The sequence below is a fragment of the Gellertiella hungarica genome (assembly GCF_014197145.1).
GTDB classification, from domain to species: domain Bacteria; phylum Pseudomonadota; class Alphaproteobacteria; order Rhizobiales; family Rhizobiaceae; genus Gellertiella; species Gellertiella hungarica.
In genome coordinates this window covers 411,528-438,519 of the sequence record NZ_JACIEZ010000003.1, presented here as the reverse complement: position 1 = coordinate 438,519, position 26,992 = coordinate 411,528, and the positions used below count along the sequence as shown (strand labels likewise).

General features: G+C 62.3%; 26 protein-coding genes and 4 tRNA genes. 14 read left to right on the top strand and 16 right to left on the bottom strand.

The window, feature by feature from the left end; all coding sequences use genetic code 11:
• Positions 1-4 precede the first annotated feature (4 nt).
• Complete coding sequence (locus GGR23_RS10670; protein WP_183366389.1) at positions 5-1,786, bottom strand: PHA/PHB synthase family protein; 1,782 nt, start codon at positions 1,784-1,786, stop codon at positions 5-7.
• 251 nt (positions 1,787-2,037) lie between these two features.
• Between GGR23_RS10670 and GGR23_RS10665 the strand changes: the two genes are divergently transcribed.
• From GGR23_RS10665 to recJ, 4 genes are all read left to right on the top strand, one after another.
• The gene (locus GGR23_RS10665) at positions 2,038-2,415 is read left to right on the top strand and encodes a hypothetical protein (protein WP_183366248.1); all 378 of its coding nucleotides are present in this window, start codon (positions 2,038-2,040) and stop codon (positions 2,413-2,415) included.
• Positions 2,416-2,613: 198 nt separating this feature from the next.
• Positions 2,614-3,834 (top strand): LL-diaminopimelate aminotransferase, encoded by a 1,221-nt coding sequence (locus GGR23_RS10660; protein WP_183366247.1) that lies wholly within the window; start codon positions 2,614-2,616, stop codon positions 3,832-3,834.
• A 96-nt stretch (positions 3,835-3,930) separates the two neighbouring features.
• Positions 3,931-5,253: a homoserine dehydrogenase gene (locus GGR23_RS10655; RefSeq protein WP_183366246.1), complete on the top strand. Its 1,323-nt coding sequence runs from the start codon at positions 3,931-3,933 to the stop codon at positions 5,251-5,253.
• Between the two features lie 118 nt (positions 5,254-5,371).
• The gene (recJ, locus tag GGR23_RS10650) at positions 5,372-7,177 is read left to right on the top strand and encodes a single-stranded-DNA-specific exonuclease RecJ (RefSeq protein ID WP_183366245.1); all 1,806 of its coding nucleotides are present in this window, start codon (positions 5,372-5,374) and stop codon (positions 7,175-7,177) included.
• A 3-nt stretch (positions 7,178-7,180) separates the two neighbouring features.
• Here the strand turns inward: recJ and GGR23_RS10645 are convergent, their stop codons facing one another.
• Complete coding sequence (locus tag GGR23_RS10645; RefSeq protein ID WP_183366244.1) at positions 7,181-7,633, bottom strand: Lrp/AsnC family transcriptional regulator; 453 nt, start codon at positions 7,631-7,633, stop codon at positions 7,181-7,183.
• Between the two features lie 108 nt (positions 7,634-7,741).
• On the opposite strand from GGR23_RS10645, the gene GGR23_RS10640 reads away from it, so the two are divergent.
• On the top strand, positions 7,742-9,049 hold the full coding sequence (locus GGR23_RS10640; protein ID WP_183366243.1) for a cystathionine gamma-synthase family protein: 1,308 nt from the start codon (positions 7,742-7,744) through the stop codon (positions 9,047-9,049).
• A gap of 124 nt (positions 9,050-9,173) precedes the next feature.
• Here the strand turns inward: GGR23_RS10640 and GGR23_RS10635 are convergent.
• The 4 genes from GGR23_RS10635 to gloA form a co-directional block, all read right to left on the bottom strand.
• Positions 9,174-9,248 (bottom strand) — tRNA-Glu (locus tag GGR23_RS10635).
• A gap of 175 nt (positions 9,249-9,423) precedes the next feature.
• Positions 9,424-9,498: transfer RNA gene (locus tag GGR23_RS10630), tRNA-Glu, on the bottom strand.
• A gap of 146 nt (positions 9,499-9,644) precedes the next feature.
• Positions 9,645-10,652, bottom strand: coding sequence for a YcbK family protein (locus GGR23_RS10625; protein ID WP_183366242.1), 1,008 nt, complete (start codon positions 10,650-10,652; stop codon positions 9,645-9,647).
• Between the two features lie 135 nt (positions 10,653-10,787).
• Entirely contained in the window at positions 10,788-11,228 is a 441-nt protein-coding gene (gene gloA, locus GGR23_RS10620; protein ID WP_183366241.1) for a lactoylglutathione lyase, read from the bottom strand.
• Positions 11,229-11,422: 194 nt separating this feature from the next.
• Here gloA and GGR23_RS10615 point away from each other — a divergent pair, with 194 nt between their 5' ends.
• Positions 11,423-12,001: a cold-shock protein gene (locus GGR23_RS10615; RefSeq protein WP_183366240.1), complete on the top strand. Its 579-nt coding sequence runs from the start codon at positions 11,423-11,425 to the stop codon at positions 11,999-12,001.
• A complete protein-coding gene (locus tag GGR23_RS10610; RefSeq protein ID WP_183366239.1) occupies positions 12,001-12,486 on the top strand; it encodes a DUF192 domain-containing protein in 486 nt (161 codons plus the stop codon). The genes GGR23_RS10615 and GGR23_RS10610 overlap by 1 nt, the downstream gene beginning before the upstream one ends.
• A 206-nt stretch (positions 12,487-12,692) precedes the next feature.
• Here the strand turns inward: GGR23_RS10610 and GGR23_RS10605 are convergent.
• The 3 genes from GGR23_RS10605 to GGR23_RS10595 all read right to left on the bottom strand — a co-directional run bounded on the left by GGR23_RS10605 (position 12,693) and on the right by GGR23_RS10595 (position 13,286).
• A tRNA-Arg gene (locus GGR23_RS10605) sits at positions 12,693-12,769 on the bottom strand.
• Positions 12,770-12,826: 57 nt separating this feature from the next.
• Positions 12,827-13,132 carry an ETC complex I subunit gene (locus GGR23_RS10600; protein ID WP_183366238.1) on the bottom strand — a complete coding sequence of 102 codons (306 nt, stop codon included), beginning with the start codon at positions 13,130-13,132 and terminating at the stop codon, positions 12,827-12,829.
• A gap of 77 nt (positions 13,133-13,209) precedes the next feature.
• A tRNA-Pro gene (locus tag GGR23_RS10595) sits at positions 13,210-13,286 on the bottom strand.
• Between the two features lie 279 nt (positions 13,287-13,565).
• Between GGR23_RS10595 and GGR23_RS10590 the strand changes: the two genes are divergently transcribed.
• Positions 13,566-15,467 carry a CASTOR/POLLUX-related putative ion channel gene (locus GGR23_RS10590; RefSeq protein ID WP_183366237.1) on the top strand — a complete coding sequence of 634 codons (1,902 nt, stop codon included), beginning with the start codon at positions 13,566-13,568 and terminating at the stop codon, positions 15,465-15,467.
• Between the two features lie 104 nt (positions 15,468-15,571).
• Here the strand turns inward: GGR23_RS10590 and GGR23_RS10585 are convergent, their stop codons facing one another.
• The 4 genes from GGR23_RS10585 to GGR23_RS10570 form a co-directional block, all read right to left on the bottom strand.
• Positions 15,572-16,345, bottom strand: coding sequence for an amino acid ABC transporter ATP-binding protein (locus GGR23_RS10585; protein WP_183366236.1), 774 nt, complete (start codon positions 16,343-16,345; stop codon positions 15,572-15,574).
• A 21-nt stretch (positions 16,346-16,366) separates the two neighbouring features.
• Positions 16,367-17,533, bottom strand: a complete 1,167-nt coding sequence (locus tag GGR23_RS10580; RefSeq protein ID WP_183366235.1) for an amino acid ABC transporter permease — start codon at positions 17,531-17,533, stop codon at positions 16,367-16,369.
• Positions 17,534-17,535: 2 nt separating this feature from the next.
• Positions 17,536-18,729: an amino acid ABC transporter permease gene (locus tag GGR23_RS10575; protein ID WP_183366234.1), complete on the bottom strand. Its 1,194-nt coding sequence runs from the start codon at positions 18,727-18,729 to the stop codon at positions 17,536-17,538.
• A gap of 118 nt (positions 18,730-18,847) precedes the next feature.
• Positions 18,848-19,870: an amino acid ABC transporter substrate-binding protein gene (locus tag GGR23_RS10570; protein WP_183366233.1), complete on the bottom strand. Its 1,023-nt coding sequence runs from the start codon at positions 19,868-19,870 to the stop codon at positions 18,848-18,850.
• A 360-nt stretch (positions 19,871-20,230) separates the two neighbouring features.
• Between GGR23_RS10570 and GGR23_RS10565 the strand changes: the two genes are divergently transcribed.
• The gene (locus tag GGR23_RS10565; protein ID WP_183366232.1) at positions 20,231-21,412 is read left to right on the top strand and encodes a cystathionine beta-lyase; all 1,182 of its coding nucleotides are present in this window, start codon (positions 20,231-20,233) and stop codon (positions 21,410-21,412) included.
• Positions 21,413-21,418: 6 nt separating this feature from the next.
• On the opposite strand, the gene GGR23_RS10560 is transcribed toward GGR23_RS10565, so the two are convergent.
• Positions 21,419-22,582, bottom strand: coding sequence for an FAD-dependent monooxygenase (locus GGR23_RS10560; RefSeq protein ID WP_183366231.1), 1,164 nt, complete (start codon positions 22,580-22,582; stop codon positions 21,419-21,421).
• A gap of 31 nt (positions 22,583-22,613) precedes the next feature.
• Positions 22,614-22,859, bottom strand: a complete 246-nt coding sequence (locus GGR23_RS10555; protein WP_183366230.1) for a zinc-finger domain-containing protein — start codon at positions 22,857-22,859, stop codon at positions 22,614-22,616.
• A gap of 188 nt (positions 22,860-23,047) precedes the next feature.
• Between GGR23_RS10555 and GGR23_RS10550 the strand changes: the two genes are divergently transcribed.
• On the top strand, positions 23,048-23,824 hold the full coding sequence (locus tag GGR23_RS10550; protein WP_183366229.1) for an alpha/beta fold hydrolase: 777 nt from the start codon (positions 23,048-23,050) through the stop codon (positions 23,822-23,824).
• A gap of 18 nt (positions 23,825-23,842) precedes the next feature.
• Here GGR23_RS10550 and GGR23_RS10545 read toward each other — a convergent pair whose 3' ends face one another.
• Positions 23,843-24,640, bottom strand: a complete 798-nt coding sequence (locus GGR23_RS10545) for an enoyl-CoA hydratase-related protein (protein WP_183366228.1) — start codon at positions 24,638-24,640, stop codon at positions 23,843-23,845.
• A gap of 93 nt (positions 24,641-24,733) precedes the next feature.
• Here GGR23_RS10545 and cysE point away from each other — a divergent pair, with 93 nt between their 5' ends.
• The 4 genes from cysE to clpS all read left to right on the top strand — a co-directional run bounded on the left by cysE (position 24,734) and on the right by clpS (position 26,991).
• Complete coding sequence (gene cysE / locus GGR23_RS10540) at positions 24,734-25,558, top strand: serine O-acetyltransferase (protein ID WP_183366227.1); 825 nt, start codon at positions 24,734-24,736, stop codon at positions 25,556-25,558.
• Positions 25,559-25,702: 144 nt separating this feature from the next.
• On the top strand, positions 25,703-25,909 hold the full coding sequence (locus tag GGR23_RS23200; RefSeq protein ID WP_183366226.1) for a DUF3126 family protein: 207 nt from the start codon (positions 25,703-25,705) through the stop codon (positions 25,907-25,909).
• 103 nt (positions 25,910-26,012) lie between these two features.
• Complete coding sequence (locus tag GGR23_RS10530) at positions 26,013-26,402, top strand: phasin family protein (RefSeq protein ID WP_183366225.1); 390 nt, start codon at positions 26,013-26,015, stop codon at positions 26,400-26,402.
• Between the two features lie 235 nt (positions 26,403-26,637).
• The gene (gene clpS, locus GGR23_RS10525) at positions 26,638-26,991 is read left to right on the top strand and encodes an ATP-dependent Clp protease adapter ClpS (RefSeq protein ID WP_183366388.1); all 354 of its coding nucleotides are present in this window, start codon (positions 26,638-26,640) and stop codon (positions 26,989-26,991) included.
• Position 26,992 lies beyond the last annotated feature (1 nt).

Sequence of the window (26,992 nt, the reverse complement as noted above, 5' to 3'; positions counted from 1 at the left end):
CTCGTCAGACGCGCGCCATGACGTAGGAGCCCGGCGCTTCCTCGATGGCATTGAGATGGCCGCCGCCCGGAACGCGCGCCCTGACCTTCCTGTCGTCCTGCGCCTCGATCCAGGCATGCCAGTGAGGCCACCAGGAGCCGGGTGTTTCCTTTGCATCTTTGAACCAGTCCGCATAGTTGCCCCTGGCCGGTCCTCCGGTCCAGAACTGGTATTTGCCCTTGTCCGGAGGGTTCACGACGCCGGCAATGTGGCCGGAGCCGGTGAGCACGAAATCGACCGGGCCGCCGAATTTCTGGGAGCCCAGGAACACCGATTGCGCGGGCGCGATGTGGTCTTCGCGGGTTGCCAGATTGTAGATCGGGATCGTGATGTCCTTCAGTGCGAGCTTCTTGCCCGCCAGCATCATCTCTCCCTTGGAGAGCGTGTTGTTGAGGTAGCAGTTCCGCAGATAGTAGGAATGGTTGGCTGCCGGCATCCGGGTGGAATCGGAGTTCCAGTAGAGCAGGTCGAAGGGCAGGGGCTCCTGTCCCTTCAGATAGTTGTTGACGAAATAGGGCCAGATGAGCTCCGAGGAGCGCAGCATGTTGAAGGCAGCGGCCATCTTCGAGCCATCGAGATAGCCGTGTTCCGACATGCGGTTTTCGAGCGCGGAAAGCTGCTCCTCGTCGACGAAGACCTTGAGGTCTCCGGCATGGGTAAAATCCACCTGCGTGGTGAACAGCGTCGCGGAGCGGATGCGCCGGTTCTTTTCCTTGGCATGCAGGGCCAGTGCCGCCGTCAGCAGCGTTCCGCCGACGCAGTAGCCGATGGCATTCACCTCCTTCTCGCCGGTCGCCTTCTCGATCGTCTCCAGCGCGAAATCGACACCCTCGCGGATATAGGACTCCCAGTCCTTGTCCTTGTGGCGCTCGTCCGGGTTGACCCACGAGATGACGAAGACGGTATGCCCCTGATCCACGCACCACTTGATGAAGGATTTCTGCGGGTTGAGGTCGAGAATGTAGAACTTGTTGATCCAGGGCGGGCAGATGAGGAGCGGGCGCTTCAGCACCTTGTCCGTCGTCGCCTGATACTGGATCACCTGGCAAACATCGCTTTGCGCGATGACCTGGCCGGGCGTGGTCGCGAGGTTCTTGCCGACCGCGAACTTCGAGGTGTCCGTCTGGCGGATGCGCAGTTCGCCATGGCCGGCGCGGATGTCTTCCGCCAGCATCTTCATGCCTTTGACCAGATTGGCGCCGTTGCTGGCGATGGTCTCCCGGTAGAGCTCCGGGTTCGTCGCGACAAAGTTAGCAGGAGACAGCGCGGCCGTGATCTGGCGCATGTAGAACTGCGCCTTGTGGCGCGTGTGCTCGTCCAGTCCCTGGGTATCGGCCACAAGCCGCTCTGCCCAGTCAGCCGTGACGATGTAGACCTGCCTCAGAACGTCGAAAAAGGGGTTCTTCACCCAGTCCGCATCGGAAAAGCGCTTTTCCTTCCGCAGCGGATCCGGGGTTTCCTTCCCCGGCTCCTCCGCAAGCCTCCTGAGGCTACGGGACCAGATTTCGAAATAGCTGCCCAGAAGATGGGTCTGGGCCTCAAGCGCGCGCCGCGGATCGGACATCCAGTACTCGGTGACCTTCGACATGGTCTTCACCATGTCGGCCATGGGCTCGGACACGGTATCGGCAACCTCGCCCTTTTCGCGCGGTTCGATCCACGCGGAAGCGGCCTTGCCGAGGTTCTCGACCATCCGGGCCACATTCATGGCCATGGCCTCGGGGTCCTTGACGATATAGGGTTCCATCGCCTTCGGATCGATTGTGCCGAACGTGGCGCCGCCTCGAGCAGCCTCTTCCGTCTTGTCGGTCACGCAGTGTCCTCCGGTGCATGGCCATCCATTTCTGTTTGTACATTCTGACCGAAATTGAATACAAGTACCAGCGCAAGAGGTTTCAACTCTCGTCTAGGTTATGTCCTCCCGATAGGGCCGGGGGCATGTCAGGCAGATGACGGCGACGGGAATTCTTGCTTTTTGTCAACAGCTTGCAGGCCGATATGATGTACAGGAAAACCGTTCTCGCGCTCTCTCTCGCCGGTGCCGGAGCTGCGCTGGCAGCCTGCAGCACGGCGACGCCGCAGACTGCCGCGCAATTTGCGCCGAAGCCTGTCGTGACGGGAGCGCAGCCGGTGGCCGACGTCAAGCCGGTCATGGCCAACAGTGGCACCTATCCCACCTTCGGCCAGCCCATGACGGCTGCAAACAAGCAGATGGAAGATTCCGAGGCGACCAGACTGCAGGCGCAGATGTCCGCTCTCACCGCCTCCCGGAATGCGGGAACGGTCACCGAGGCCGAGTACCAGAAGCAGCTTGCAGAACTGCGCAAGCTTGCCGCCACCCATGGCACCGACATGCAGGCGAAAATCGCGAATTAAGGCTTGCCTTTCCGCGGCATTGGCCTCAAACGAAGCGCCCCAGCGATTTGTGGCAAATCGTGGCGCCATGCCGCTGAAATCAGGGAAATATTCGAGGCTTAAAACGTTTCGGAGAACTGCCCCGTCCAGCCGGAATGTCGCCTTTTGGATCGCTGCAGCCGGGCCGCTGCGGACAGGACGAGAGAGAGGGTCATCACCATGGAAGAGTTCCACAAGGTCAAGAGGCTTCCGCCTTATGTATTCGAGCAGGTGAACAGGCTGAAAGCCAGCGCCCGCGCGAATGGCGCGGACATCATCGACCTCGGCATGGGCAACCCCGACCTTCCCACCCCGCAGGCGATCGTCGACAAGCTGTGCGAAGTGGTGAAGGATCCGCGCACGCACCGTTACTCCTCGTCGAAGGGCATTCCCGGTCTTCGCCGCGCGCAGGCCGCCTATTACGGGCGCCGCTTCGGGGTGAAGCTCAATCCCGACACCCAGGTCATCGCCACGCTGGGCTCCAAGGAAGGCTTCGCCAATATGGCCCAGGCGATTACCGCGCCGGGCGACGTGATCCTTTGCCCGAACCCCACCTATCCGATCCACGCCTTCGGCTTCCTGATGGCGGGTGGCGTCATCCGCTCGCTGCCGGTCGAGCCCGACGAGACCTTCTTCGGCCCCCTCGAAAGGGCGGTGCGTCACTCGATCCCCAAGCCGCTGGCCCTGATCATCAACTATCCGTCGAACCCGACGGCCCACGTGGCCTCGCTGGATTTCTACAAGGACGTGATCGCCTTCGCCAAGAAGCATGACCTCATCGTGCTGTCCGATCTCGCCTATTCCGAAATCTATTTCGACGAGAGCAACCCGCCGCCGTCGGTTCTCGAGGTTCCGGGCGCCATGGATTGCACCGTGGAGTTTACCTCCATGTCGAAGACCTTCTCCATGCCCGGCTGGCGCATGGGCTTTGCCGTCGGCAACGAGCGGCTGATCGCCGCGCTCGCGCGCGTCAAGTCCTACCTCGATTATGGCGCCTTCACGCCGATCCAGGTTGCGGCTACCCACGCGCTCAATGGCGATGGCTCGGATATTGCGGATGTGCGGGCGGTTTACCGCCGTCGCCGCGACACGCTGGTCGAGGCCTTCGGCAAGGCTGGCTTCGAGGTTCCGCCGCCGGCAGCCACCATGTTTGCCTGGGCAAAGATCCCGGAGAAATTTCGGCATCTCGGCTCTCTGGACTTTTCGAAGCTCCTCGTGGAAAAAGCGGACATCGCTGTCGCGCCGGGCATCGGCTTCGGTGAACAGGGTGACGACTACGTGCGCATCGCGCTCGTGGAAAACGAGCACCGCATCCGTCAGGCGGCAAGGAACCTGAAGAAGTTCCTTTCCACGGCTGACGAGACGATGCACAACGTCATCTCGCTCAACCTGCACCGCTAAGACCGGTCGCGTTGCGAAAACCTCCGTCCGCTGCCGTTCGGCTGGCGGACGGCATAACGTCCTGCTCGTCAGAGCAGCCTCAATCGGGAATAGCACATGGCAGATGCCCTCAAAATTGGCATAGCGGGTCTCGGCACGGTCGGTGCCTCGCTTGTCCGGATCCTTCAGCAGCGCCGTAACGAACTGGCCGTCTCCTGCGGCCGCACGATCGACGTCGTGGCCGTCAGCGCGCGTGACCGCATGCGTGACCGCGGCTTCGACATGACGGGCATGATGTGGTTCGACAACCCCATTGCCATGGCGGAGACGGCTGATATCGACGTGTTCGTCGAGCTGATGGGTGGTGCCGAGGGCGCGGCAAGCGATGCCGTGCGCGCCGCCCTGAACCGCGGTCTCCATGTGGTGACCGCCAACAAGGCCCTTCTGGCCCGTGACGGCGTGAACCTCGCCGCCCTTGCCGAAGAGAAGGGCGTTCTCCTGAACTACGAGGCGGCCGTCGCCGGCGGCATTCCGGTCATCAAGGCGCTGCGCGAGTCGCTGACGGGCAACACCGTTTCCCGCGTCTATGGCATCATGAACGGGACCTGCAATTACATCCTCACCAAGATGGAGAAGGAAGGGCTTTCCTTCGAGGCCTGCCTGAAGGAAGCCCAGCGTCTCGGCTATGCCGAAGCGGATCCGGCCTTCGACATCGAGGGCAACGATACCGCCCACAAGCTGTCGATCCTCACGACCCTCGCCTTCGGCTCGCAGATCGCCGCAGACGACATCTATCTCGAGGGGATCACCAACATCTCCATCGAGGACATCCATGCGGCCGCGGAACTCGGCTACCGCATCAAGCTTCTGGGCGTCGCCCAGCGCACCGAGACCGGCATCGAGCAGCGCGTGCATCCGACGATGGTGCCGCTCGCATCGGTGATTGCCCAGGTTGATGGCGTGACCAATGCGGTTGCCATCGAATCGGACATCCTCGGCGAACTTCTGATGGTCGGGCCCGGTGCCGGCGGCAATGCAACCGCATCCGCGGTGCTCGGTGACATCGCCGACATCGCCAAGAGCCGGCCGGGGGCACAGCTGGTTCCCGTCCTCGGCCGTCCGGCCAGGACGCTGGAGCCCTACCGCAGGGCCCAGATCCAGAGCCACGAGGGCGGATATTTCATCCGTCTGACGGTGGAAGACCGGACCGGCGTCTTCGCCAGCATCGCCACGCGCATGGCGGAGAACAGGATATCGCTGGAATCGATCGTGCAGCACTCCAAGCAGCAGGTCGAGGCGGGCAAGCCGCAGACCATCATCCTCGTCACCCATGCGACCCGCGAGGACTCGGTCCGCAAGGCCATCGACGCCATCAAGGGCGAGGGCTATCTCATCGGCGAGCCGCAGGTGATCCGCATCGAGCGTCCGAAGGACGCGTGAGGCTCAAGGTGGCGCGGCCCTGCTGCGCCACCGCAAACCTCTTGCCAGCCGTTTTGCATCCTGGCCGGAACTCCTTATATAGGCGGTAGATACCGTCATACCCCGAGTTCCCTTAATCATGACCATCGAACCCGCCGATCCCGTGCAGCGCGCCTTTCTGAGTGTCGAGCGATCGGCAAGCAATCAGCGCTGGGTTTCGCGGCTCGATCAGGCCGGGCTGAACCGCGCCATGGCCATCAGCCAGGTGCACGGACTGCCCGACATCGTGGCGCGGGTGCTTGCCGGCCGGGACGTGCCGGTCGAAGGTGCCAAGGCCTTTCTCGATCCGACCATTCGCGGACTGATGCCCGATCCGGCGACGCTCACCGATTGCGTGCGGGCTGCGGAACGGATTGCCCGCGCCGTGCAACGCCGGGAAAAGGTGGCCATTTTCGGCGACTACGATGTCGATGGCGCCTCGTCTTCGGCGCTCCTCAGCCGCTTTCTCGCCCATTTCGGGATCGGCGCCGAGATCTACATTCCCGACCGCATATTCGAGGGCTACGGACCCAACCCCGCTGCCATCAACCAGTTGATCGATCGCGGCGCACAGCTGATCGTCACTGTCGATTGCGGCTCTACCAGCCATGAATCGCTCGCCGTTGCGGCAGAGCGCGGCATCGATGTCGTCGTGATCGACCATCACCAGATTGCGCAGCCCTATCCGCCGGCGGTTGCCATCGTCAATCCGAACCGGGATGACGATCTTTCGGGGCAGGGGCATCTCTGTGCCGCGGGCGTCGTCTATCTCGTTCTGGTGGCAACCGCCCGGGTGCTGCGCGAGGCGAAGGATACGCGCGCCTTCACGCTCGATCTTCTCGCCTGGCTGGACATTGTCGCGCTCGCCACCGTTTGCGACGTGGTCCCTCTCAAGGGGCTGAACCGTGCCTATGTGGTCAAGGGTCTCCTGGCGGCTCGGCAGATGGGCAATGTGGGGCTGGCCGCGCTGTTCCGGAAGGCGGGCCTGGGTGGGCCCGTCACCGCCTATCACCTGGGATTCCTGATCGGCCCGCGGATCAATGCCGGCGGGCGCATCGGCGATGCAGCCCTTGGAAGCCGCCTGCTGACCCTTACCGATCCCAACATGGCCGAGGAAATCGCTGCCCGCCTGGACGAACAGAACCGCGAGCGCCAGGCCATGGAAGCCGCCATGCTGCAGGAGGCGGAAGCCGAAGTGATGGCCGAATACGGTGACGGAGAGGAGGCGAGCGTCATCATAACCGCCCGCGAAAACTGGCATCCCGGCATCGCCGGACTGCTCGCCTCGCGCCTCAAGGAGCGCTATCGCCGTCCGGCCTTCGCGATTGCCTTCGACCCGAACGGGCGCGGAACGGGCTCCGGCCGTTCGATCTCAGGCTTCGACATGGGCCGGATGGTGCGCGCAGCGGTGGAGGAGGGCATTCTCGCCAAGGGTGGCGGGCACGCCATGGCCGCCGGCCTGACTGTCGAGCGGGCGAATCTGGGGCGCCTCCGCGCCTTCTTCGAGGAAAAGGCAGGGCGCACGGTTCCAGCCCTGGTCTCGGCCCACACGCTGAAGATCGATGGCGCAATCGGTGCTTCCGGCGCGACGCTCGAGCTCATCGACCAGCTGGAAGCCGCCGGTCCCTATGGTGCCGGTCATCCGCAACCCGTGCTGGCACTTCCTTCCCATCGGCTGCGGGATGCGCGGATGGTCGGGGCCAACCACATCAAGATCACGCTCGAAGCCATGGATGGCAGCCGAATCGACGGGATCGCCTTCCGTGCCATGGAGACCCCGCTCGGCGATCTGCTGATCAACGGAAGGGGGCGCAATCTGCATGTCGCCGGAACGCTCGGCGCGGATTTCTGGCAGGGAACCCGGCGCGTGCAGCTTCGCGTGCTGGATGCCGCGCCGGCGCCGTAAATCTCAGAAGGGCAGGTGGCTTGCCGCCTTCACCTCGCTGATGACGACGCTCGTTTCGATGCCGAAAACTCCGGGAAGCTCTGCCAGCACACCCCGCAGATAATCGTTGTAGGCCGTCATGTCTGCGACCCTGAGCGTCAGCAGATAATCCGCCGAGCCGGTGATGAGGGTGCAGGTCAGCACCTCGCGCAGGCTGCGCACGCGCGATTCGAACTGGGCGATGGTCGCCCTGTCCCGGCTTTGCAGCTTCACGAAGACCAGAAGGGTGAGCGGCAGGCCGCAGGCGGTCAGGTCCACATCGGCCCTGTATCCACGAATGATGCCGCCATCCTCCATCTGCCGTATCCGTCTGCGCACCGGGGTGGGCGACAGATCCACGCGCGCGGCCACCGTCTCCACGCTGGCGCGGCCGTCCTCATATAGGCATTGGAGGATTTTCTTGTCGATCTGGTCCATCGTGAGCGGATAACCTCCAGCCTGGTGGAAAATACCCATTGAAATAGCGTGGAAACATCTGATCTGAAAGCGGAAAGATCGTTGCGGTCAATTCATGAGGAGATCCTTATGGCCCGGAACTATCGCCGCACCACGCTGGACGGCGCCCCGCTTCACCCCAGCACCCAGATGATGTCCTATGGTTACGATGCGAGCCTGTCGGAGGGGTCGGTCAAGCCGCCGGTCTTCCTGACCTCCACCTTCGCCTTTTCCAGCGCGGAAGAGGGCGCGGCCTTCTTCGACGTCGTGGCCGGCCGCAAGCCGGCGCCCGAGGGCATGGGGGCGGGCGGCCTCGTCTACAGCCGCTTCAATCATCCCAATACGGAAATCGTGGAAGACCGGCTGGCCCTGCTGGATAGCGCCGAATCGGCCCTCGTCACGTCGTCGGGCATGTCCGCGATCAGCGCGGTTGCGCTCACCTTCCTGCGCCCCGGCGATGCGGTGGTGCAGTACACGCCGCTCTACGGCGGCACCGAAACGCTCTTCGGCAAGGTTCTCACCCAGTGGGGCATCAAGCCCATTCCGTTCACCGACGGGCAATCCGAGCCCATGCTGCTCTATGCGCTGGAGAAGGCGGCCCGTCACGGCCCGGTCAAGATGGTTTATCTCGAAACGCCGGCAAACCCCACCAATGCGATGACCGACATCCGCATGGTGCGGCGGGTGGTGGATCAGTGGGCAGCCCGCACCGGCACGCGGCCGCTGGTCGTCTGCGACAACACCATGCTGGGGCCGATCTTTCAGCGCCCGCTCGAAATCGGAGCGGATATCTGCGTCTACTCGCTGACCAAGTATGTCGGCGGCCATTCGGACCTGGTCGCGGGTGGGATCACGGGCCGCAAGGAGCTGATGAAGCCGGTCCGGCAGACGCGCAGCGCCTTCGGCTTCCAACTCGATCCCCATTCCTGCTGGATGCTCTCCCGATCCATGGAAACGCTTTCGCTGCGCATGGAGCGTGCCGCGGAGAGCGGGCGGATCGTGGCTCGCTGGCTTCAGGAAAACACCCTCATCCCCTGCCAGGTCCTGCATCCCGAGTTCATCGGCAACGAAGAGAATCGCCGCCTGTACCAAGAGCAGTGCACCGGTCCCGGCAGTACCTTCTCCTTCGTGGTGGAAGACGACCGGGCGCTTGCGTTTCGCATCCTGAACGGCCTCCAGCTTTTCAAGCTGGCGGTCAGCCTCGGCGGCACGGAATCGCTCGTCTGCCATCCGGCATCCACCACCCATTCCGGTGTGCCGAAGGAGGCGCGCGATTCGGCGGGCGTGCATGACGGGTTGATCCGGATTTCGGTTGGCCTTGAACATCCCGACGATCTCGTGCGGGATCTTTCTCAAGCCTTCCGCAACGCCCGACAGGCAGGAAACAAGGCTGCCTGAAGAGCCTTTGCCAGAAATGAACTACAGAGGCGCGGGAAACCGCGCCTTTTCGCTTTTGCCAGGATATCACAGGCAAAACCGCGCCTTGTGGCGGTTTTTTCATTCAGATTGTGAGGAGAAAGGGTGGCACGCCCTAGGGGAATCGAACCCCTCTCTGCACCGTGAAAGGGTGCCGTCCTAACCGATAGACGAAGGGCGCGTGCCGTGGCGCCCTTATAGGCGGGGTCGCCGAAGCGCGCAAGCGGGAAATTGCATTTTCATGTCAAAAAAATCTGTTTTTCGGAGAGGCTGTCCCGCCATGGGTGCCTGCGGGAAACACAAGCACCATCAAAGCCTTAGAGGCTCATGCTGTCAGCAATTAAAGGGGGAGGGGGTGGCACGCCCTAGGGGAATCGAACCCCTCTCTGCACCGTGAAAGGGTGCCGTCCTAACCGATAGACGAAGGGCGCGTGCCGTGGCGCCCTTATAGGCGGGGTGCCGGATTCCCGCAAGCGGGTTTTTGAAAAAAATCGAGAAAAAATTCGGCTTGTGGAAAAGAGCGGCTACGCAATGCAATCAAGCACTTGCCGCCTGCCCGGGGGCGGGGGACAAGGGCTCAGAGCTCCGTATCGGGCCGGCATTTCCAGTTCCAGTCGCGGCGGGGACCGATGTCCACATGGATGGAATTGGTGCTGCAATAGGTTCCGACGCCGCCGATATCCGGACGACCGCGGAAGTAGCGGGCCAGATCCCACTTGCTCACGCCCACCATCTGGATGTCGGCCGCATTGCAGTGCAGGTGCTGCGAACGCTTGGCGCCGCCGACCCGTGCATTGTGTTCCGGATCGCGGAAGCCTGAGGTGACGACGATCCTCTTGCCGAAATGCGCTTCCGCCTCATGCAGCATGTTGAGCAGCTGCGGCTTGAAGCAGGAGGTCTGCACGCTGGGATTCTGTACCAGCAGCCCGGTCACCGCTTGGCGTGTCATGCTGGGAAGCGAGGCCATGGTGACCATGTCTGTGGCCGTATCATTGGGATCGGGGCCGAGATCGCGCGAGGAATAGAGCTTGCCGCGCAGAATCAGCGGAACGTCGTCTGCTTCCATGTCGTCTGCGGAGCCGGTCTCGCCGGTATCGGCGGAGGCAAGCAGCGGGTTCTTGCCGGAGGCCGAAAAGAAGGAGGCGTTCGTCGCATTGAAGCCAGTGGCGCCACTGGCCTGCTCTACGGGCGCTTCCCCGGGCGCAATGGCTGTCGGCTGGGGCGCGCTCGCAAAGATGCTGGACCGGTTGGCATTGATTCCCGTGGCCTGCATCACGCTGGCCGCCATGTCGGGCCTGTCCTGATTTGCCGCAGCGCCTGGCTGCGATCCTTCCGGGGCCTGGCCCGGCGCAGCGGCATATTCCGCGGTCGGGCTGGCGGGATCAGCCTTGGCCGGGCTCTGCCGGGCGGGATCGTCGGCGGCGGCAATCGATTCGGCATCGGGTGTCAGCAGATCCGCCATGGGGTCCTTGCCCTTGGAGGAAACGCAGCCCGTGAGGGCGATGCTTCCCGCAAGGAGGAGGGCGAGCGACGAAAAAAGCGGCTTTCGCCGCCCTTGTCCGTGGTCGAGGTGCTGAAAAGGCATGATCCATCCTATGGCCGTACCGGACAGACACGCGGCTGCTTCTCAAGAAAGCGCTAGCGACATCATGTCCCTCAGGGCGAAGATGGCATGCAAGCCTTGCCCGAAGCCGTCTTCGGGCAAGGCCGCGACCCGGCTTTACCAGGCGCCCGTGTTCGGCATGGAAGCCCAGGGCTCGGCCGGCGCCTTGCTCTCGCCCTTCTGCAGGATTTCGATGGAAATGCCATCGGGCGACCGGACGAAGGCCATATGACCGTCGCGCGGCGGGCGATTGATGGTCACGCCGTTGTCCATCAGCTTCTGGCAAAGGGCATAAATGTCGTCCACCTCATAGGCGAGGTGCCCGAAGTTGCGGCCGCCCGAATACTCCTCCGGGTCCCAGTTGTAGGTGAGCTCGACGCAGGGGGCCATGTTCTTGCGTGCCATTTCGAGATCGTCGGAGGCGGCGAGGAAGATCAGCGTGAAGCGGCCCTTCTCGTTGTCCATGCGACGCACCTCGGTCATCCCGAGCAGGTTGCAGTAGAAGTTCAGCGACTGTTCGACGTCTTTCACGCGAACCATGGTGTGGAGATAGCGCATCGGATCTTTCCTGTGCTGGTGAGGTTGGCGCCAAGATAGGCCACATCAAGCTTCAAGCAAGCCAAGATGGTTAAAAATCCGTATGTGTAATGGACCCATGGGTCTTGCGCGGATGCGATCTCCGGATGTTAATCTGATGTTCAAGAATCAGTTAACCGTAACCATGTGAAGCGTAATCGAGAGGCTGGCGGGAAATGGCGGATAGGGTTTCATCGAAAGGGCTTGCATATTTCGAGGAGCTTCAGGGCGAGCCGGTCGAGCTGATCGAGATCACCGGGGTCGTCAAGTGGTTCGACGTCGCCAAGGGCTTCGGCTTCATCGTTCCGGATAACGGCATGCAGGATGTGCTGCTGCACGTCACCTGCCTCCGCCGCGACGGGTATCAGACGATCCTCGAAGGCACGCGCATCGTTGCGCTCGTCCAGAAGCGGGATCGCGGTTACCAGGCATTCCGCATCCTCTCCATGGATCAGTCCACGGCGGTGCACCCCTCGCAGCTTCCACCGGTCCGCACCCATGTCCAGGTGGTGCCGACGAGCGGGCTGGAGCGCGCGATCGTCAAGTGGTTCAACCGCACCAAGGGCTTCGGCTTCCTGACCCGTGGCGAAGGCACCGAAGATATCTTCATTCACATGGAAACGCTGCGCCGCTTCGGGTTGACCGAGCTGCGTCCCGGCCAGGTGGTTCTCGTGCGTTTCGGCGATGGGGACAAGGGCCTGATGGCGGCCGAAATCCATCCGGACATGCCGACCGGCGTGGCCCGCTCCCACTGATGCGCTCTGGCCCCGTCCGGACATTGAGCAGCGCCCTCGTGGCGCTCTTTCTGTTTGTGCCGCTGCTGGCGGCGCAGGCCATCGGCGGCGAGATCTTTTCCCGCGAACCGCTGACACTCACCCGGCAGCTGGGCGAACCGGTCACGCTGAACGTGGAACTGGCATTGACCGAAGCGCAAAGGGAGCAGGGCCTGATGTTTCGTCGTTCGATCGGCGAGAACGAGGGCATGCTCTTCGATTTCGGCGAGACGCGGATGGTCTATATGTGGATGAAGAACACCGTGCTCCCGCTCGACATGCTGTTCCTCGATCCCGCAGGCAAGGTGGTCCATATTCACGAGAATGCGGTTCCCTTTTCGGAGACGATCATTCCCTCCGTGGAACCTGTGCGCTATGTGCTTGAAGTCGGGGCAGGGACGGTCAAGCGTCTCAACCTTTCGAAGGGCGACATGGCTTCCAGCCATACGGTCGGCAAAGGGCCCTGAACGGATCCAGACCCCGACAATCCGCCTCAAAGATACGCCGGTTCGGCCTCTCGTCTCATTCTGCACGCACACGGTGCTGAAGAGGATCCATCGGCCAGGCCAGACGGCACCCTGGACGCTAATCGATCTGCGGGACGCGGGGATTGTCACCCCATGTCTCAGCTACAAAACTCGTTCCTGTGTCTTCGGTATGGACAAAACGGAAGTGGCGACCCCTGCAGGACTCGAACCTGCGACAACCTGCTTAGAAGGCAGGTGCTCTATCCAGCTGAGCTAAGGGGCCGGATGGCCTTGATGGAAGGCTCGGATGACGAAGAGGGCGCGTGTCGCGCCCTCGGTTTCAATGCGTCCAGGGCTGGGTGCGATTGAAACGGAAATTGTCGGTGTAGGAGACCTGCTTGCGGGTCGATTCCTTGGGTTCGATCACCCGGTATTCGATCCCCTTGCGCTGGGCATAGGCTTCAGCCTGCTCCTGCGTCTCGAAGCTCAGGCGCACCTGCTGCTGGGTATCGGCGCTGGACGTGTAGCCCATCATCGGATCGATCTTGCGCGGCTTTTCCTGGTCGAATTCCAGAATCCAGCGGTGCGTCTTTGCCTTGCCGGACTGCATGGCGGTCTTGGCTGGACGATAAATCTTGGCAGACATGCTCTCACATCGCTCCCATGCCGCGGGCAGCGCCCGCATCGAACGTCTTGGTACCCGCAGCTGCGCGGTTCCGGGGGTGGTCGGAGTGGAGAGATTCGAACTCCCGACCCTCTGGTCCCAAACCAGATGCGCTACCAGACTGCGCTACACTCCGTGACCCCGATTGGGCGGAGATACACGGTATAACCTGTTCCCGCAACTCCTAAAATTGCGTTTCCAAGGCCTTCGGTACCCTAATGGTCCAATGTTGGTCCGCGCCTCTCGCTGCGCGAAATGCAATCTGTGGGGAATGATTCGCCAAGAATCATTTTTTGCCGTTATTTACGCCAACTTGGCATTTGCGACCTATTGTCGTGGCCAAAGGCGTCCATCGCCGGCTTCGGATTCTCCGGACGGGCGAGGGCGAAGCAAACCATCTCGATGCGGGGGCATCATGAAACAGAATGTAAGGTTGCGGGACAAGCTCCGCTACGAGTTCGACAAGACCATGGCCGCCGGTACGGGCGCGCTGATCGGCTGGCTCGGCCTCGTATCCATCATCATCATCTTCTTCTTCGGCGCCGTCGTCGCCACGCTCGGCGTGGCGCCAGAAGGGGCCGAGCCCATGGGCTTCGTCGAGGCGGCATGGGCATCGCTCATGCGTACGCTCGACGCCGGAACGATGGGCGGGGACTCCGGCTGGGGATTCCGCTTCGTCATGCTGCTCGTCACGCTGGCCGGCATCTTCGTCGTGTCCGCGCTGATCGGTGTTCTCAGCTCCGGTCTGGACGCCCAGCTCGAGGTTCTGCGCAAGGGCCGCTCGAAGGTTCTCGAGGAAGACCACACGATCATCCTCAACTGGTCTTCCTCCATCTTCGACATCATCTCCGAACTTGTCATCGCCAACGAGAGCCGCAAGAAGCCGCGCATCGTCATCATGGCGAACCGCGACAAGGTCGAGATGGAAGACGAGATCGCAGACAAGATCGCGAATCTCAAGAATACCCGCATCATCTGCCGCAGCGGCGATCCGACCGATCTCTACGATCTGGGCATCGTCAACCCGCAGACCTCCCGTTCCATCATCGTGCTTTCGCCTGAAGACGAGGATCCCGATTCCAGCGTCATCAAGTCGGTGCTGGCGATCACCAACGATCCCAATCGCCGTCAGGAGCGCTACCAGATCGTTGCCGAGCTGCGGGACATGGAAAGCCGCGAGCTGGGGCACGCCGTCGGCGGCGACGAGGTTCAGTTGGTTCTGGCCGATGACCTGATCGCCCGCATCATGGTTCAGTCCTGCCGCCAGTCGGGCCTCAGCGCCGTCTATTCCGAGCTGCTCGATTTCGACGGCTGCGAAATCTACACCGTGGAACAGAAGGAGCTTGTCGGCAGGCCCTTTGGCAGCGCGCTGATGGCATACGAGGCCTCCACCCTGATCGGTTTGGTAACCCGCGAAGGCCAGGTGCTGCTCAATCCGCCCATGGAAACGGTGCTCGAAGACGGCATGAAGCTCATCATCATCGCGGAGGATGACGACGCCATCAAGCTGGCGCAGGTCAAGCGCGAGTTCAACCGTGCACTGCTGTCCATGCCGGCCGCCGTCGAAAAACGCCCGGAGAACACGCTTATCCTGGGCTGGAACCGCCGCGGGCCGATGGTGGCACGAGAGCTTGCGCGCTATGTCGAGCCGGGCTCGCGTCTCACCATCTGCGCCAGCTCGCCGGGGCTCCCCGAGCGCCTACTTCCCATGGAGTTTCCGCAAGACCGGCTCCGGGTGGAGGTGGTCTCCGAAGATAGCTCCAGCCGCACGGTTCTCGATAGCCTCGACATCCAGCAGTACGATCACGTCATGGTGCTCGGTTACAACGAAGAGCTTCCCGCACAGGCGGCCGATACGCGCACGCTGGTTACCCTCCTGCACCTGCGGAAGATTGCGGAGAAGGCCGGAAAGCATATCAGCGTCGTCAGCGAAATGATCGACGTCAGAAACCGCGAGCTTGCCGAAGTCTCGAAGGCCGATGACTACGTCGTCAGCAACAAGCTGGTCAGTCTCATGCTTTCCCAGGCTTCGGAGAACGAGTTCATGTCCGCCATCTTCGGCAGCCTGCTGGATGAGAACGGTTCTGAAATCTATCTCCGCCCGGTCGAGGACTATGTGGTGACCGGAAAGCCCGTGGATTTCGCCACTGTCGTGCTTGCAGCCCGCAGCCGGGGCGAGGTCGCCATCGGTTACCGTCGTCTGCGCACCGGCGAGGCAGATGCGCGCAATCTCGGTGGCGTCGTCATCAACCCCACCAAGTCCGACAAGCTCGTTTACGAGCCGCAGGATCGGATCGTGGTGCTTGCCTCGAGCTGATAAAGGCCGCACCGCCGTCCCTTCGGCGGTGCGGATGTCCTCCGGACATGAAAAAGGCCTCCGCGGCGGTGCCGGGAGGCCTTTTCCATGTTCTGGTGGAGGATTTAGTGCAGGATCTGGCTGAGGAACAGCTTGGTGCGCTCATGCTGCGGGTTGTCGAAGAATTCTGCCGGCGAATTCTGCTCGACGATCTGACCCTGGTCCATGAAGATGACCCGGTTGGCGACCTGTCGAGCAAAGCCCATTTCGTGGGTCACGCAGAGCATGGTCATGCCTTCTTCGGCGAGACCGACCATGGTGTCGAGCACTTCCTTGATCATTTCCGGGTCGAGCGCCGAGGTGGGCTCGTCGAACAGCATGATCTTCGGGTTCATGCACAGCGAGCGGGCAATCGCCACGCGCTGCTGCTGGCCGCCGGAAAGCTGGCCCGGATACTTGTGCGCCTGCTCCGGAATCTTCACGCGCTTCAGGAAGTGCATCGCGACTTCTTCCGCCTGCTTCTTCGGCATCTTGCGCACCCAGATGGGGGCCAGCGTGCAGTTTTCCAGAATGGTCAGGTGCGGGAACAGGTTGAAGTGCTGGAACACCATGCCCACTTCCCGGCGCACTTCGTCGATCTTCTTCAGGTCGCTCGTCAGTTCCGTGCCGTCCACGATGATCTTGCCCTGCTGGTGTTCTTCCAGCCGGTTGATGCAGCGAATCATCGTCGATTTGCCGGAGCCTGACGGACCGGCGATGACGATGCGCTCTCCCTTCATCACGCGCAGATTGATGTCGCGCAGAACGTGGAACTCGCCGTACCACTTGTTCATGTTGATGATGTCGACGGCAACCTCGGTTTCGGAAACCTTGAGTTCTTTGGTCTGGGCTTGCGCCATGGGTGGTAGTCCCCCTTCGTTTTATCGTTTGTGGCCTGTATCGAGATGACGCTCGATGAAGTTCGAGTAGCGAGACATGCTAAAGCAAAATAGCCAAAAGACAAATCCCGCAAAGATCAATCCTGTGAGCGGCGTGACGGCCGAAACCCAGTTAGCGTCCGCAAAGCTGGACCGCACAATACCCAACAAATCGTACATGCTGATGATCGACACGAGCGAGGTGTCCTTGAACATGCCGATGAAGGTGTTCACTATGCCCGGGATCACGAGCTTGATGGCCTGCGGCATGACGATGAGGCCCATCTTCTGCCAGTAGGAGAGACCGAGCGAATCTGCGCCCTCGAACTGGCCTTTCGGAATGGCCTGGAGCCCGCCGCGGATCACTTCCGCCATGTAGGCAGAGGCGAACATGGAAACGCCGATGACCGCGCGCAGGAACTTGTCGATCGAGGTGCCCGGCGGCAGGAAGAGCGGCAGCATGAAGCTGGCGAGGAACAGCACCGTGATCAGCGGAACACCGCGGATGAGCTCGATGAAGGCGACGCACAGCATGCGGATGATGCCCATCTCCGAGCGGCGGCCAAGTGCCAGCAGGATGCCCACGGGCAGCGAGACCACGATCCCGACATAGGAGATGATGAGCGTGACCAGGAGCCCGCCCCAGAGCGAGGTTTCGACCACGGACAGGCCGAAGACGCCGCCGTGGAGCAGGAAAAACGAAATGACCGGCATGACTACGAGCGCGGCGATGGCATTGGGCACCTTGTAGGGCACCCGCGGCATCAGCAGCGGGGCGAGGGTTGCCGCGAAGATGACGAAGACCAGCATTGGCCGCCAGCGCTCGTCCACCGGGTAGCTGCCGAACATGTAGAGCTGGAACTTGTCGGCGACGAAGGCCCAGCAGGCTCCGCTCCAGCCGTCGGGCTGGATGCCGCCCTGCGCCACCGTCGCGCAGAAGGTGCGATCGGTGCCTCGCCAGATTGCATCGATGAACAGCCAGTCGATCAGCCCCGGCAGGATCCACAGGAGCGTGAGGAGTGCAAGGATCGTCAGGACGCTGTCGAAGATGCTGCCGAAGAGGTTTTTCCTGGCCCAGGCAAGCAGGCCGATCTCCTGAGAGGGCGGCTTCTGCGCTGCGACCAGCTCCCGTCGGACGAACTGGAGGGAGGTGTTGGTGTTATCTGCCATGATCAACGCTCCACCAATGCCATCTTGCGATTGAACCAGTTCATGAACAGCGAGGTCGCCAGACTGATCGAGACGTAGATCAGCAGCCAGATAGCCACCACCTCGATGGCCCGGCCCGTCTGGTTGAGGATCGTGCCGCCCACGGCCACGAGATCGGCATAGCCGATGGCGACGGCCAGCGAGGAGTTTTTCGTCAGGTTCAGATATTGGCTCGTCATCGGCGGAATGATGATGCGGAGCGCCTGCGGCAGGATGACCAGCCGCATGGTACGGCCAGGCTGGATGCCGAGCGCATAGGCAGCTTCAGTCTGGCCCTTGGCAACCCCGCGGATGCCCGCCCGAACGATCTCCGCGATGAAGGCCGCCGTGTAGAAGGAGAGCGCGAGGTAGAGCGACATGAATTCCGGTCCGACGATGTTGCCGCCGGAGATGTTGAACTTGCCGGCGACGGGCATGTCGAAGGTGAGGGGAGCGCCGAGTACCAGGAAGGTGAGGATCGGCAGTCCGAGGACGAGGGCGACATTGACCCAGAAAACGGGCGGACGCTTGCCGGTGGCCATCTGCTGCGCCTTCGCGCGGCGCGACCAGAGGAATGCCGCCAGGATGCCGACCGCGAGCGCCACCAGGATGAGGATCGAACCCTCTCCGAAGATCGGGGCGGGGAAATAGAAGCCGCGATTGTTCAGGATCATGCCGAATGGCATGACGATGGATTCCCGTACGTTCGGGAGCGCATTCAGCACGCCCTTGTACCAGAAGAAGATGATCACCAGCAGCGGGATGTTGCGGAACGCCTCGACATAGACGGTTGCCAGCTTCCGCACGAGCCAGTTGCTCGACAGCCGCCCGATACCGATCAGAAGTCCGAGTATCGTCGTCGTCACGATGCCGAGCGCTGCCACGGCAAGCGTGTTGAGAAGCCCCACTTCGAGCGCGCGGAAATAGCTCGAATCGCTGGAGTAGGGGATGAGCGCCTGCGCGAGGTCGAAGCCCGCGCGGCTTTGCAGGAAGCCGAAACCTGACGAGAGATTGGCGCGCTTCAGGTTCTCGAGCGTGTTCGTCCACATCCACACGATCGCGCCGGCAAGGACGAGGATCGTGAGGAGCTGATATGCAAGACTGCGCCAGAAGGGATCGTTGTAGAATACCGGACGGTCGGGCCGGCGTGCGGAAAGCTCCGCCTCTTCCATGGTCATGTTGGTTCCCCCGTTTGCCTTGACAGGCCCCCTTTGAACCCTTTTGCGGGTTGTTCTTCTTCAGGGTCGGCACCCGGCGCATGCGCCGGATGCCCTGTTGTCAGCCGTTGCCGACGGATCAGCGGATCGGAGGGGCGTACTGCAGGCCGCCCTTGCTCCAGAGGTTGTTCAGGCCACGGGCGATCTTGAGCGGGCTGCCCTGGCCGACATTGCGCTCGAAGGACTCGCCGTAATTGCCGACAGCCTTGATCACGTTGTAGGCCCACTTGTTGTCGAGCCCCAGATCCTTGCCGATGGTGGACTCGGCTTCTTCACCCAGGAAGCGCTTGATGTCCGGGTTTTCCGACTTCAGCATTTCGTCGAGGTTGGCCTGGGTGATGCCGAATTCCTCGGCGGTCACCATGGCGTAATGGGTGAAGGAAACGATATCGAACCACTTGTCGTCACCCTGACGGACGGCCGGGCCAAGCGGTTCCTTGGAGATGATTTCCGGCAGGATCTCATGCTCGTCGGGCTGCTTCAGCGTCAGGCGGATCGCGTAAAGGCCGGACTGGTCGGTGGTGTAGACGTCGCAACGACCTGCGTCATAGGCTGCGTCGACCTCTTCCTGCTTCTCGAACACGACGGGCTTGTATTCCATCTTGTTGGACTTGAAGTAGTCGGCGAGGTTGAGCTCGGTGGTGGTGCCGGTCTGCACGCAGACGGCGGCGCCGGAAAGTTCCAGCGCGGACTTCACGCCCAGGCTCTTCTTCACCATGAAGCCCTGACCGTCATAGTAGTTGATCGGGCGGAAGTTGAAGCCCAGCTGCGTGTCGCGGCTGATGGTCCAGGTGGTGTTGCGGGCCAGAAGATCCACTTCGCCGGACTGCAGCGCCGGGAAACGGTCCTTCGCGGAAAGGGGGGTGTACTTCACCTTGGTGGCATCGCCGAAAACGGCAGCCGCAACGGCCTTGCAGAAGTCCACGTCGAGACCGGCCCAGTTGCCGGCGCTGTCCTGCGAGCCGAAACCGGCGAGACCGTTGTTCACGCCGCACTGGACGAAGCCCTTCTGCTTGACGTTATCAAGCGTGTCCGCAGACGCGGCCGAAGCGCCGAACCCGGCAGCGGCGGCAAGCGCGACGGTAAGGAGCGTTTTCTTCATGTTCCATCCCTCTGATATTGTTGTTGTCGTCATGGGTTGCCCGGAGGCGGCGCACCGCTTCTGGTACGGTGCGGGAATGGCTATCACATTCAGAAATGCAGTCTGGGTCAAGTCTCGTGTGACGGGCGAAACCCCGCAAATGACGCACAGGGAACAGGCGTTCCTAGCTGTATTCCCTGTCATCTCCTTGTAATTTTTGCGAATTTCAGCATCGAACCACGCCCGGTCGCAGGTTAACAAAACATCAAAGATGCTGCTTCTCCCATCACAATATTTGGGGACAGACCGGGCGCGGATGGGTTGACCGCGGGCCGCGCGACTTGCCACAACCTCCTATCCGGAAAGACAAGGGGTTAGCACATGGCTGAAAAGGGACAGGATATCGGCATCAATACGCGGCTGGCGCATATCGGGCCGCAGCCTTCGGAGCGCCACGGCTTCGTCAATCCTCCCATACAGCGCGGTTCCACGGTCCTGTTTCCGACAGCGCAGACCATGCGCAGCGAGGGGCAGAAATACACCTACGGAACCCATGGCACGCCGACCACCGATGCGCTTTGCGATGCGCTGAACGAGCTGGAAGGCTCGGCAGGCACGCTCATCCTGCCCTCCGGCCTCGCGGCCGTGACGCTGCCGTTCCTCGCCTGCCTTTCCGCCGGCGACCACATGCTGATGGTCGATTCGGTCTATGCGCCGGCCCGCCGGTTCTGCGAGAACGTGCTGAAGCGGATGGGAATCGAGACCGAGTACTACGACCCGGCCATCGGCGCGGGCATCGAGGGACTCATCCGGCCCAACACGAAGCTGGTGCATCTGGAAGCCCCGGCCTCCAATACCTTCGAAATGCAGGATATCGGAGCAACCGCCGCGGCTGCCAAGAAGCATGGCTGCGTTGTGACCATGGACAACACGTGGGCGACACCGCTGTTCTTCCGTCCGCTCGACCACGGTGTCGATATCTCGATCCATGCCGCAACAAAGTATCCGTCCGGTCATTCCGACATCCTGATGGGCACGGTTTCGGCCAACGCCGAGACCTGGGGGCGGATCGAGGCGGCAAACCGCGACCTCGGCCTTTGCGGTTCGCCTGACGATGCCTACCAGATCCTGCGCGGGCTGCGCACCATGGGGGTGCGCCTGGCACACCACATGGAAAGTGCGATTGCCGTGGCCGAGTGGCTCGAACAGCGCGAAGACGTGGCCCGTGTTCTGCATCCGGCGCTCGCGTCCTTCCCCGGTCACGACATCTGGAAGCGGGATTTCAAGGGAGCGAGCGGCGTCTTTTCCTTCGTGCTGAAGGCCGACAAGCCGGAGGACCATACCCGCAAGGCACAGGCCTTCCTGGATGCGCTGACCTATTTCGGGCTCGGCTATTCCTGGGGCGGCTACGAAAGCCTGGCGGTGCATGTCTATCTGGGCGATCGCCGCATCTGCAAAGGCCCGACCGATGGGCCGCTCATCCGCCTCCAGATCGGGCTTGAGGACGTGAAGGACCTCAAGGCGGACCTCGAAAAGGGTTTTGCCGCCGCCCGCGCGGCCTGAGACGGCTCAAAGGCCGGCGCGGTAGCCGTAGATCCAGTCGAGATCCCGGACGAAGGCGCTCGCCGGCCTGAGCGACAGCGCGAGATCGCGGCCGAGCCGCAGCGGACCTGCCGCATGGTAGACCCGGCGGTTGAACTCAGCCCTTTCCTTCAGACGCATGGCACGAGGCTTGCGGTTTTCCTCGAAGGCGCGCAGTGCTTCCGGCGCGGGCAGGGTGGCAAGAGCCTCCGCCAGTACGAGCGCATCCTCCAGCGCGCTCGCAGCGCCCTGGGCCATGAACGGCATCATGGCATGCGCTGCATCGCCAAGGAGAACCGTGTCGCGGCCGTTGTGCCAGGCACCGTCCGTCGCCTGGCAGAGCGGCCAGTAGAGCAGGTTTTCGCCGCGGCCCATCAGCGACGACAGCACCGGATGCCAACGGCCGAAGAGATCGCGCAGCGCGATCGCCCGGCCGCTTTCCGCGCGCGCCTCCCATGTCTCGCCGGGATCGAAACCGCCGGTGATCGCCACGAGATTGAAACCGCCCGCATCGGCAAGAGGATAGCAGACGAGATGCGCGCCCGGTCCCATGAAGGCCGTCACACGCTCCCTAGGAAGTTCTGCCGGGGCCTTGGCGAACGGCACCACGATCCGCCATGCCACATTGCCGGAAAAGCGGCTCTTCGGCGCGCCGGGAACCAGATTGCGGGTCTGCGACCAAACGCCGTCCGCGCCGACCACGACATCGGGTTTGGTCAGGCAATGGCGGGCGATGTCGGCGGGAGTCTTCGGCTGAAGGCGGGTGGCAAGATGCAATCGGCACAGGGGCTCGCGGCGTACGGCCTGCAAGAGGGCGCCCTGAAGCGTCGCTCGATGGACGACCGCGTAAGGTGCACCCCAGCGGGCTACGGCAGCCTCGCCGAGGGGAATGTTGACCAGCCGCTTCATGGAAAGCCCGGAGGCTAGGTCGACGGATTGCGGCTCGGTCCATTTGCGGCGCAGGTCGTCGAGAAGGCCTATGGCTTCGAGGACCCGGGTTGCGTTCGGAGAGAGCTGCAACCCCGCGCCCACTTCCCTCAATTCCTCCGCCTGTTCGAGGATTTCTGAGGAAATGCCCCGGCGGGCAAGCGAAAGCGCAAGGGCAAGTCCGGCAATGCCGGCGCCCACGATGGCAACCGATTGTACAGGCATGTTGGCCTCGTCAGCGCCCGAAGGCGCGTCTTCAGGCGGCCTTGACGTGGAAGACGCAGCCCGGAGGGTTGGTCTGGTTCGCCTTCAGGGCCGGGTTGTAGCGATACATGGTCGAGCAGTAGGGGCAGATCTTGTCCTGCTCGTCGCCCATGTCGATGTAGATGTGCGGATGGTCGAAGGGAGCGGAGGCGCCGGTGCACATGAATTCCTTCACGCCCACTTCGATCTGGCGGTGCCCGCCGTCGTTCTGGAAGTGAGGAATGTGATGGCCAGCCATGGGACTCTCCGCGATCAGTTGACTTTCTTGGCTTCTCTTTAATCCGCTTTGTGGCGAAAGGGTAGAGCCATGTCGACGCAGATACGGCCTTTTCGACAGCGGATGAACGGGTTTCTTCCGTGGCGGTTTTCCAAACTCGCCGTTCGGGTTATGGGAGGGCAGGGGTTTTCTTCCAGGGAATCGAATGCATGCATCTCAACGCGCCGCACTTCCTCGATTTCAGCCATGACGGGCTGAAGCTCGCCTTCTTCGACGAGGGCGATCCTTCCGGCGAGCCGGTGCTGCTCATTCATGGCTTTGCCTCGAGCGCGCTCGTCAACTGGGTGCATCCCGGCTGGCTGAAGACGCTCGGCGACGCCGGCTACCGGGTCATCGCCATCGACAATCGCGGCCATGGGCGCAGCGACAAGCCGCATGATCCCGCCGCCTATCACCCGGCCGTCATGGCCTCCGACGCGGTGGCGCTCCTCGATCATCTCGGCATATCCCAGGCGCATGTGATGGGATATTCCATGGGCGCGCGCATCTCGGCCTTCCTGGCGCTCGCCCGTCCGGAGCGGGTGCGCACGCTGGTCTTCGGCGGTCTCGGGATAGGCATGGTCGACGGCGTCGGCGACTGGGATCCGATTGCCGATGCGCTGCGCGCACCCTCGCTCGACGATGTCACCCATGCCCGCGGCCGCATGTTCCGCGCATTCGCCGAACAGACGAAGAGCGACCGGCAGGCGCTTGCCGCCTGCATCGAGACGTCCCGCGAACTGGTGACCCGCGAGGCGGCGGCGCGACTGGACATGCCGACGCTCATCGCTGTCGGCACAAAGGACGATATTGCCGGCTCCCCGCACGAGCTTGCTGCGCTGATGCCCCATGCGACCGCCGTGGACATTCCGGGGCGCGACCACATGCTCGCTGTCGGAGACAAGGTCTTCAAGCATGCCGTGCTGGAGTTCTACGGCCAGCACTGAGACCTTAAGCCCAGCTTGTCACCGGCCGGTGAATTGCGGCTTTCTCTTTTCTGCAAAGGCCTGCCTTCCCTCCGCATAGTCCTTGCTGTCGAAGGTCGCAGCCCCAAGCGCGGCTGCCTCCGAAAGCAGCATGCCGGAGGGATCGCCGGTGCCGCGCACGGCAAGCTTCGATGCCCGCACGGAGAGCGGGGCATTCGTGGCGATTGTCGCGGCGATGGAGAAGGCCGTTTCCTCCAGCCGTTCCGGCCCGAGGCACTCGAGCAGGAAGCCGCTCATCACCAGCCTTTCGGGCAGCAGCACCTCGCCGGTAAAGAGCGCGAAGCGGGCAATCTGGTCGCCGAGCGCGCGCACGATGTCGCCCACCGCATCGGCTGGATAGGCCAGCCCCAGCTTTGCCGGCGGAACGCAGAAACGCGCCGTGGTATCGGCAAGCCGGATATCGGCTGCGGCGGCAAGGCCGAAGCCACCGCCGTAGCAGATCCCGCGAATGACGGCGATGACGGGAACGGGGGCATTGCGCAGGGCGGCAAAGGCAGCGGAGTTTTCCGCCTCGTACAGGCGAGCCGTTGCGGCATCGCGGCGCACCTCGCCGAATTCGGATATGTCGGCGCCTGCAGAGAAGTCGGTTGCGCCGGCACCCCTGACGAGGATCACCCGGGCGCCGGCCTCCGCGCAAAGCCAGGTGACGGCCGTCGGAATGGCCTGCCACATGGCCTTGGTCACCGCGTTCTTTCGCCGTGGATTGTCGAGAAACAGTGTTCCGATATGGTCCTCGACCGATGCTTTCAGCATGCCGGATGCGAACTCGCTTGCCATGATCCGTCGATCCCCCATTTAAGTCAGGCGCGAACTGTCCTATACTTGAGCCTTCTAGTCGTTCCGGCCGGCCGTTTGAAGAGGAGTCCGACCATGGGTTTCGTTGGCGATATCCGACATAAGGAGCAGGTGAAGGTCATCGATCCCATCTGGGACACGATGCTGCACGAGGCGCGCGCCGCTGCCGAGAATGACCCGATCCTCGCAGCCTTCCTCTATTCCACCGTTCTCAATCACCGGTCTCTTGAAGACAGTGTCATCTATCGCATCTGCGAGAGGCTCGATCATCCGGACATGCAGGCGGTGCTGTTGCGCCAGACCTTCGAGGAGATGCTGTCCGACTGGCCGGAATGGGGCGCCATCCTGCGCGTCGACATCCAGGCGGTCTACGACCGCGACCCGGCCTGCACCCGCTTCATGGAGCCGGTTCTCTATTTCAAGGGTTTCCATGCCATCCAGACCCATCGGCTGGCCCACTGGCTGTGGAAGCGCGGACGCCAGGACTTCGCGCTCTATCTCCAGAGCCGCGCCTCGAGCGTGTTCCAGACGGACATCAACCCCGCGGCCCGCGTCGGTCGCGGCCTGTTCCTCGACCATGCGACGGGCCTCGTGGTCGGCAGCACGGCCGTGATCGGCGACAACGTTTCGATCCTCCAGGGCGTGACACTCGGTGGCACGGGCAAGGAATCCGGCGATCGTCATCCCAAGATTGGCGATGGCGTGCTGATCGGTGCCGGCGCCAAGATCCTCGGCAACATCGAGATCGGCCATTGCTCGCGCATCGCCGCCGGTTCGGTGGTGCTGAAGCCGGTTCCGCCGAAAACAACGGTGGCCGGTGTTCCTGCGAAGGTGGTCGGCGAGGCCGGCTGCTCGGAGCCCGCACGCTCCATGGATCACGTTATCAACGCAGCGGACTGACCTCCGCCACACAGAGATCGGGCCGGTGGCGCCTGTGCGCAACACCGGCCTTTTGCTGTTATGGCCATGCCTTGCGGCTTTACAGCCGCTTCCCGGCCTGCCACAAGCAGCGCACTTTCAGGTAAAACAGCAACGGAGAACCCGGTGAAACCCGACGAAATCAAGAAGCTCGACGCCTACATGAAGCGCACGCTCAACCCGAACCTCGTCGTCAAGGCGCGCCCGCGCAAGAACGACAGCGGTGAAGTCTATCTCGGTGAAGAGTTCCTGGGCGTCATCTACCGCGACGACGAAGACGGCGACGTCTCCTACAATTTCTCGATGGCAATCCTCGACGTCGATCTCGACTGAGTCAGCCGAAGCGGACTTGTGCATTGCACAACAGGCATTGACCGATTTGCTGCGGCGCATTATCCTCGGGTATCCATCCAGATCGACCGTAGGAGGTGCCGACATGTTCAATTTCGATGAAGCCAGTCTCAAGGGCAAGGAAGTCATGGACGGCATGCTGAAGAGCTACGCCGATATCACCAAGGCATACCAGACGCTTGCGACCGAGGCAGCCGATCTTTCGAAGAAGGCCTACATGGACGGCGTTGCGCATGTCGAGGCGCTGTCCTCGGTCAAGACGCCGGAGGCCGCGCTGGACCTCAACATGTCCTACATGCGCACGTCCTACGAGGCTGCCGTTGCCAGCATGACCCGGCTTGGCGAGCTCTATGTCGATCTCGCCCGTACGGCCTACAAGCCTTTCGAGGCCCCGGTGGCCAAGAAGCCCGCGGGCAAGCCGGCCCAGGCTGCACCGGTTACCCCGGTTCCGGCCCAGGCGGTCAACGCTGCCTGACGGTCTTCTCGCCATCCATTTCGTTTCGAACGGCTGCGCACACCCATGCGCGGCCGTTTGTTTTTTGACCGTTCCGTTCGTCACGCCACCTTCACGCAGGCTTCATGCTTCAATTCTGATGAGGCAGGATGAATAGTCGTTGCAGTGTGGAGCAGGGGGCTTAAAATCAGTCCCGACAATACTAAGTATAGGTGGCTGAGGATTGCGAGCAGCCATGAAGTGGGAATTGAAGACGATGAAGGTGCATGAGGTCCTGATGCAGGGCGACTCCGAGGGCGACGGGGATGTTCCCGGCCGCGGAACTTCGGTCATCACCCGAACGAAACCGAAGACCAGAAAGCCGAATCTCTATCGCGTTCTGCTCCTGAATGACGACTACACCCCCATGGAATTCGTCATCCACATCCTGGAACGCTTTTTCCAGAAGGACCGCGAGGCGGCGACACGGATCATGCTTCTCGTGCATAACCACGGTGTTGGCGAATGCGGGGTCTATACCTACGAGGTGGCCGAAACGAAGGTCAGCCAGGTCATGGACTTCGCCCGGCAGCATCAACATCCTTTGCAGTGTGTCATGGAAAAGAAGTGAG

Coding starts and splice junctions, on each gene's coding strand:
- GGR23_RS10655 (WP_183366246.1), top strand. CDS start 3,931: ATGGCAGATGCCCTCAAAATTGGCATAGCGGGTCTCGGCACGGTCGGT.
- GGR23_RS10575 (WP_183366234.1), bottom strand. CDS start 18,729: ATGACCATGGAAGAGGCGGAGCTTTCCGCACGCCGGCCCGACCGTCCG.
- GGR23_RS10550 (WP_183366229.1), top strand. CDS start 23,048: ATGCATCTCAACGCGCCGCACTTCCTCGATTTCAGCCATGACGGGCTG.
- clpS (WP_183366388.1), top strand. CDS start 26,638: ATGAAGGTGCATGAGGTCCTGATGCAGGGCGACTCCGAGGGCGACGGG.
- GGR23_RS10545 (WP_183366228.1), bottom strand. CDS start 24,640: ATGGCAAGCGAGTTCGCATCCGGCATGCTGAAAGCATCGGTCGAGGAC.
- GGR23_RS10615 (WP_183366240.1), top strand. CDS start 11,423: ATGGCGGATAGGGTTTCATCGAAAGGGCTTGCATATTTCGAGGAGCTT.
- GGR23_RS10640 (WP_183366243.1), top strand. CDS start 7,742: ATGGCCCGGAACTATCGCCGCACCACGCTGGACGGCGCCCCGCTTCAC.
- GGR23_RS10585 (WP_183366236.1), bottom strand. CDS start 16,345: ATGGCGCAAGCCCAGACCAAAGAACTCAAGGTTTCCGAAACCGAGGTT.
- GGR23_RS10565 (WP_183366232.1), top strand. CDS start 20,231: ATGGCTGAAAAGGGACAGGATATCGGCATCAATACGCGGCTGGCGCAT.
- GGR23_RS10570 (WP_183366233.1), bottom strand. CDS start 19,870: ATGAAGAAAACGCTCCTTACCGTCGCGCTTGCCGCCGCTGCCGGGTTC.
- GGR23_RS10600 (WP_183366238.1), bottom strand. CDS start 13,132: ATGTCTGCCAAGATTTATCGTCCAGCCAAGACCGCCATGCAGTCCGGC.
- GGR23_RS10580 (WP_183366235.1), bottom strand. CDS start 17,533: ATGGCAGATAACACCAACACCTCCCTCCAGTTCGTCCGACGGGAGCTG.
- GGR23_RS10670 (WP_183366389.1), bottom strand. CDS start 1,786: ATGGAACCCTATATCGTCAAGGACCCCGAGGCCATGGCCATGAATGTG.
- GGR23_RS10645 (WP_183366244.1), bottom strand. CDS start 7,633: ATGGACCAGATCGACAAGAAAATCCTCCAATGCCTATATGAGGACGGC.
- GGR23_RS10625 (WP_183366242.1), bottom strand. CDS start 10,652: ATGCCTTTTCAGCACCTCGACCACGGACAAGGGCGGCGAAAGCCGCTT.
- GGR23_RS10590 (WP_183366237.1), top strand. CDS start 13,566: ATGAAACAGAATGTAAGGTTGCGGGACAAGCTCCGCTACGAGTTCGAC.
- cysE (WP_183366227.1), top strand. CDS start 24,734: ATGGGTTTCGTTGGCGATATCCGACATAAGGAGCAGGTGAAGGTCATC.
- recJ (WP_183366245.1), top strand. CDS start 5,372: ATGACCATCGAACCCGCCGATCCCGTGCAGCGCGCCTTTCTGAGTGTC.
- GGR23_RS10610 (WP_183366239.1), top strand. CDS start 12,001: ATGCGCTCTGGCCCCGTCCGGACATTGAGCAGCGCCCTCGTGGCGCTC.
- gloA (WP_183366241.1), bottom strand. CDS start 11,228: ATGCGCTATCTCCACACCATGGTTCGCGTGAAAGACGTCGAACAGTCG.
- GGR23_RS10555 (WP_183366230.1), bottom strand. CDS start 22,859: ATGGCTGGCCATCACATTCCTCACTTCCAGAACGACGGCGGGCACCGC.
- GGR23_RS10530 (WP_183366225.1), top strand. CDS start 26,013: ATGTTCAATTTCGATGAAGCCAGTCTCAAGGGCAAGGAAGTCATGGAC.
- GGR23_RS10665 (WP_183366248.1), top strand. CDS start 2,038: ATGATGTACAGGAAAACCGTTCTCGCGCTCTCTCTCGCCGGTGCCGGA.
- GGR23_RS10660 (WP_183366247.1), top strand. CDS start 2,614: ATGGAAGAGTTCCACAAGGTCAAGAGGCTTCCGCCTTATGTATTCGAG.
- GGR23_RS10560 (WP_183366231.1), bottom strand. CDS start 22,582: ATGCCTGTACAATCGGTTGCCATCGTGGGCGCCGGCATTGCCGGACTT.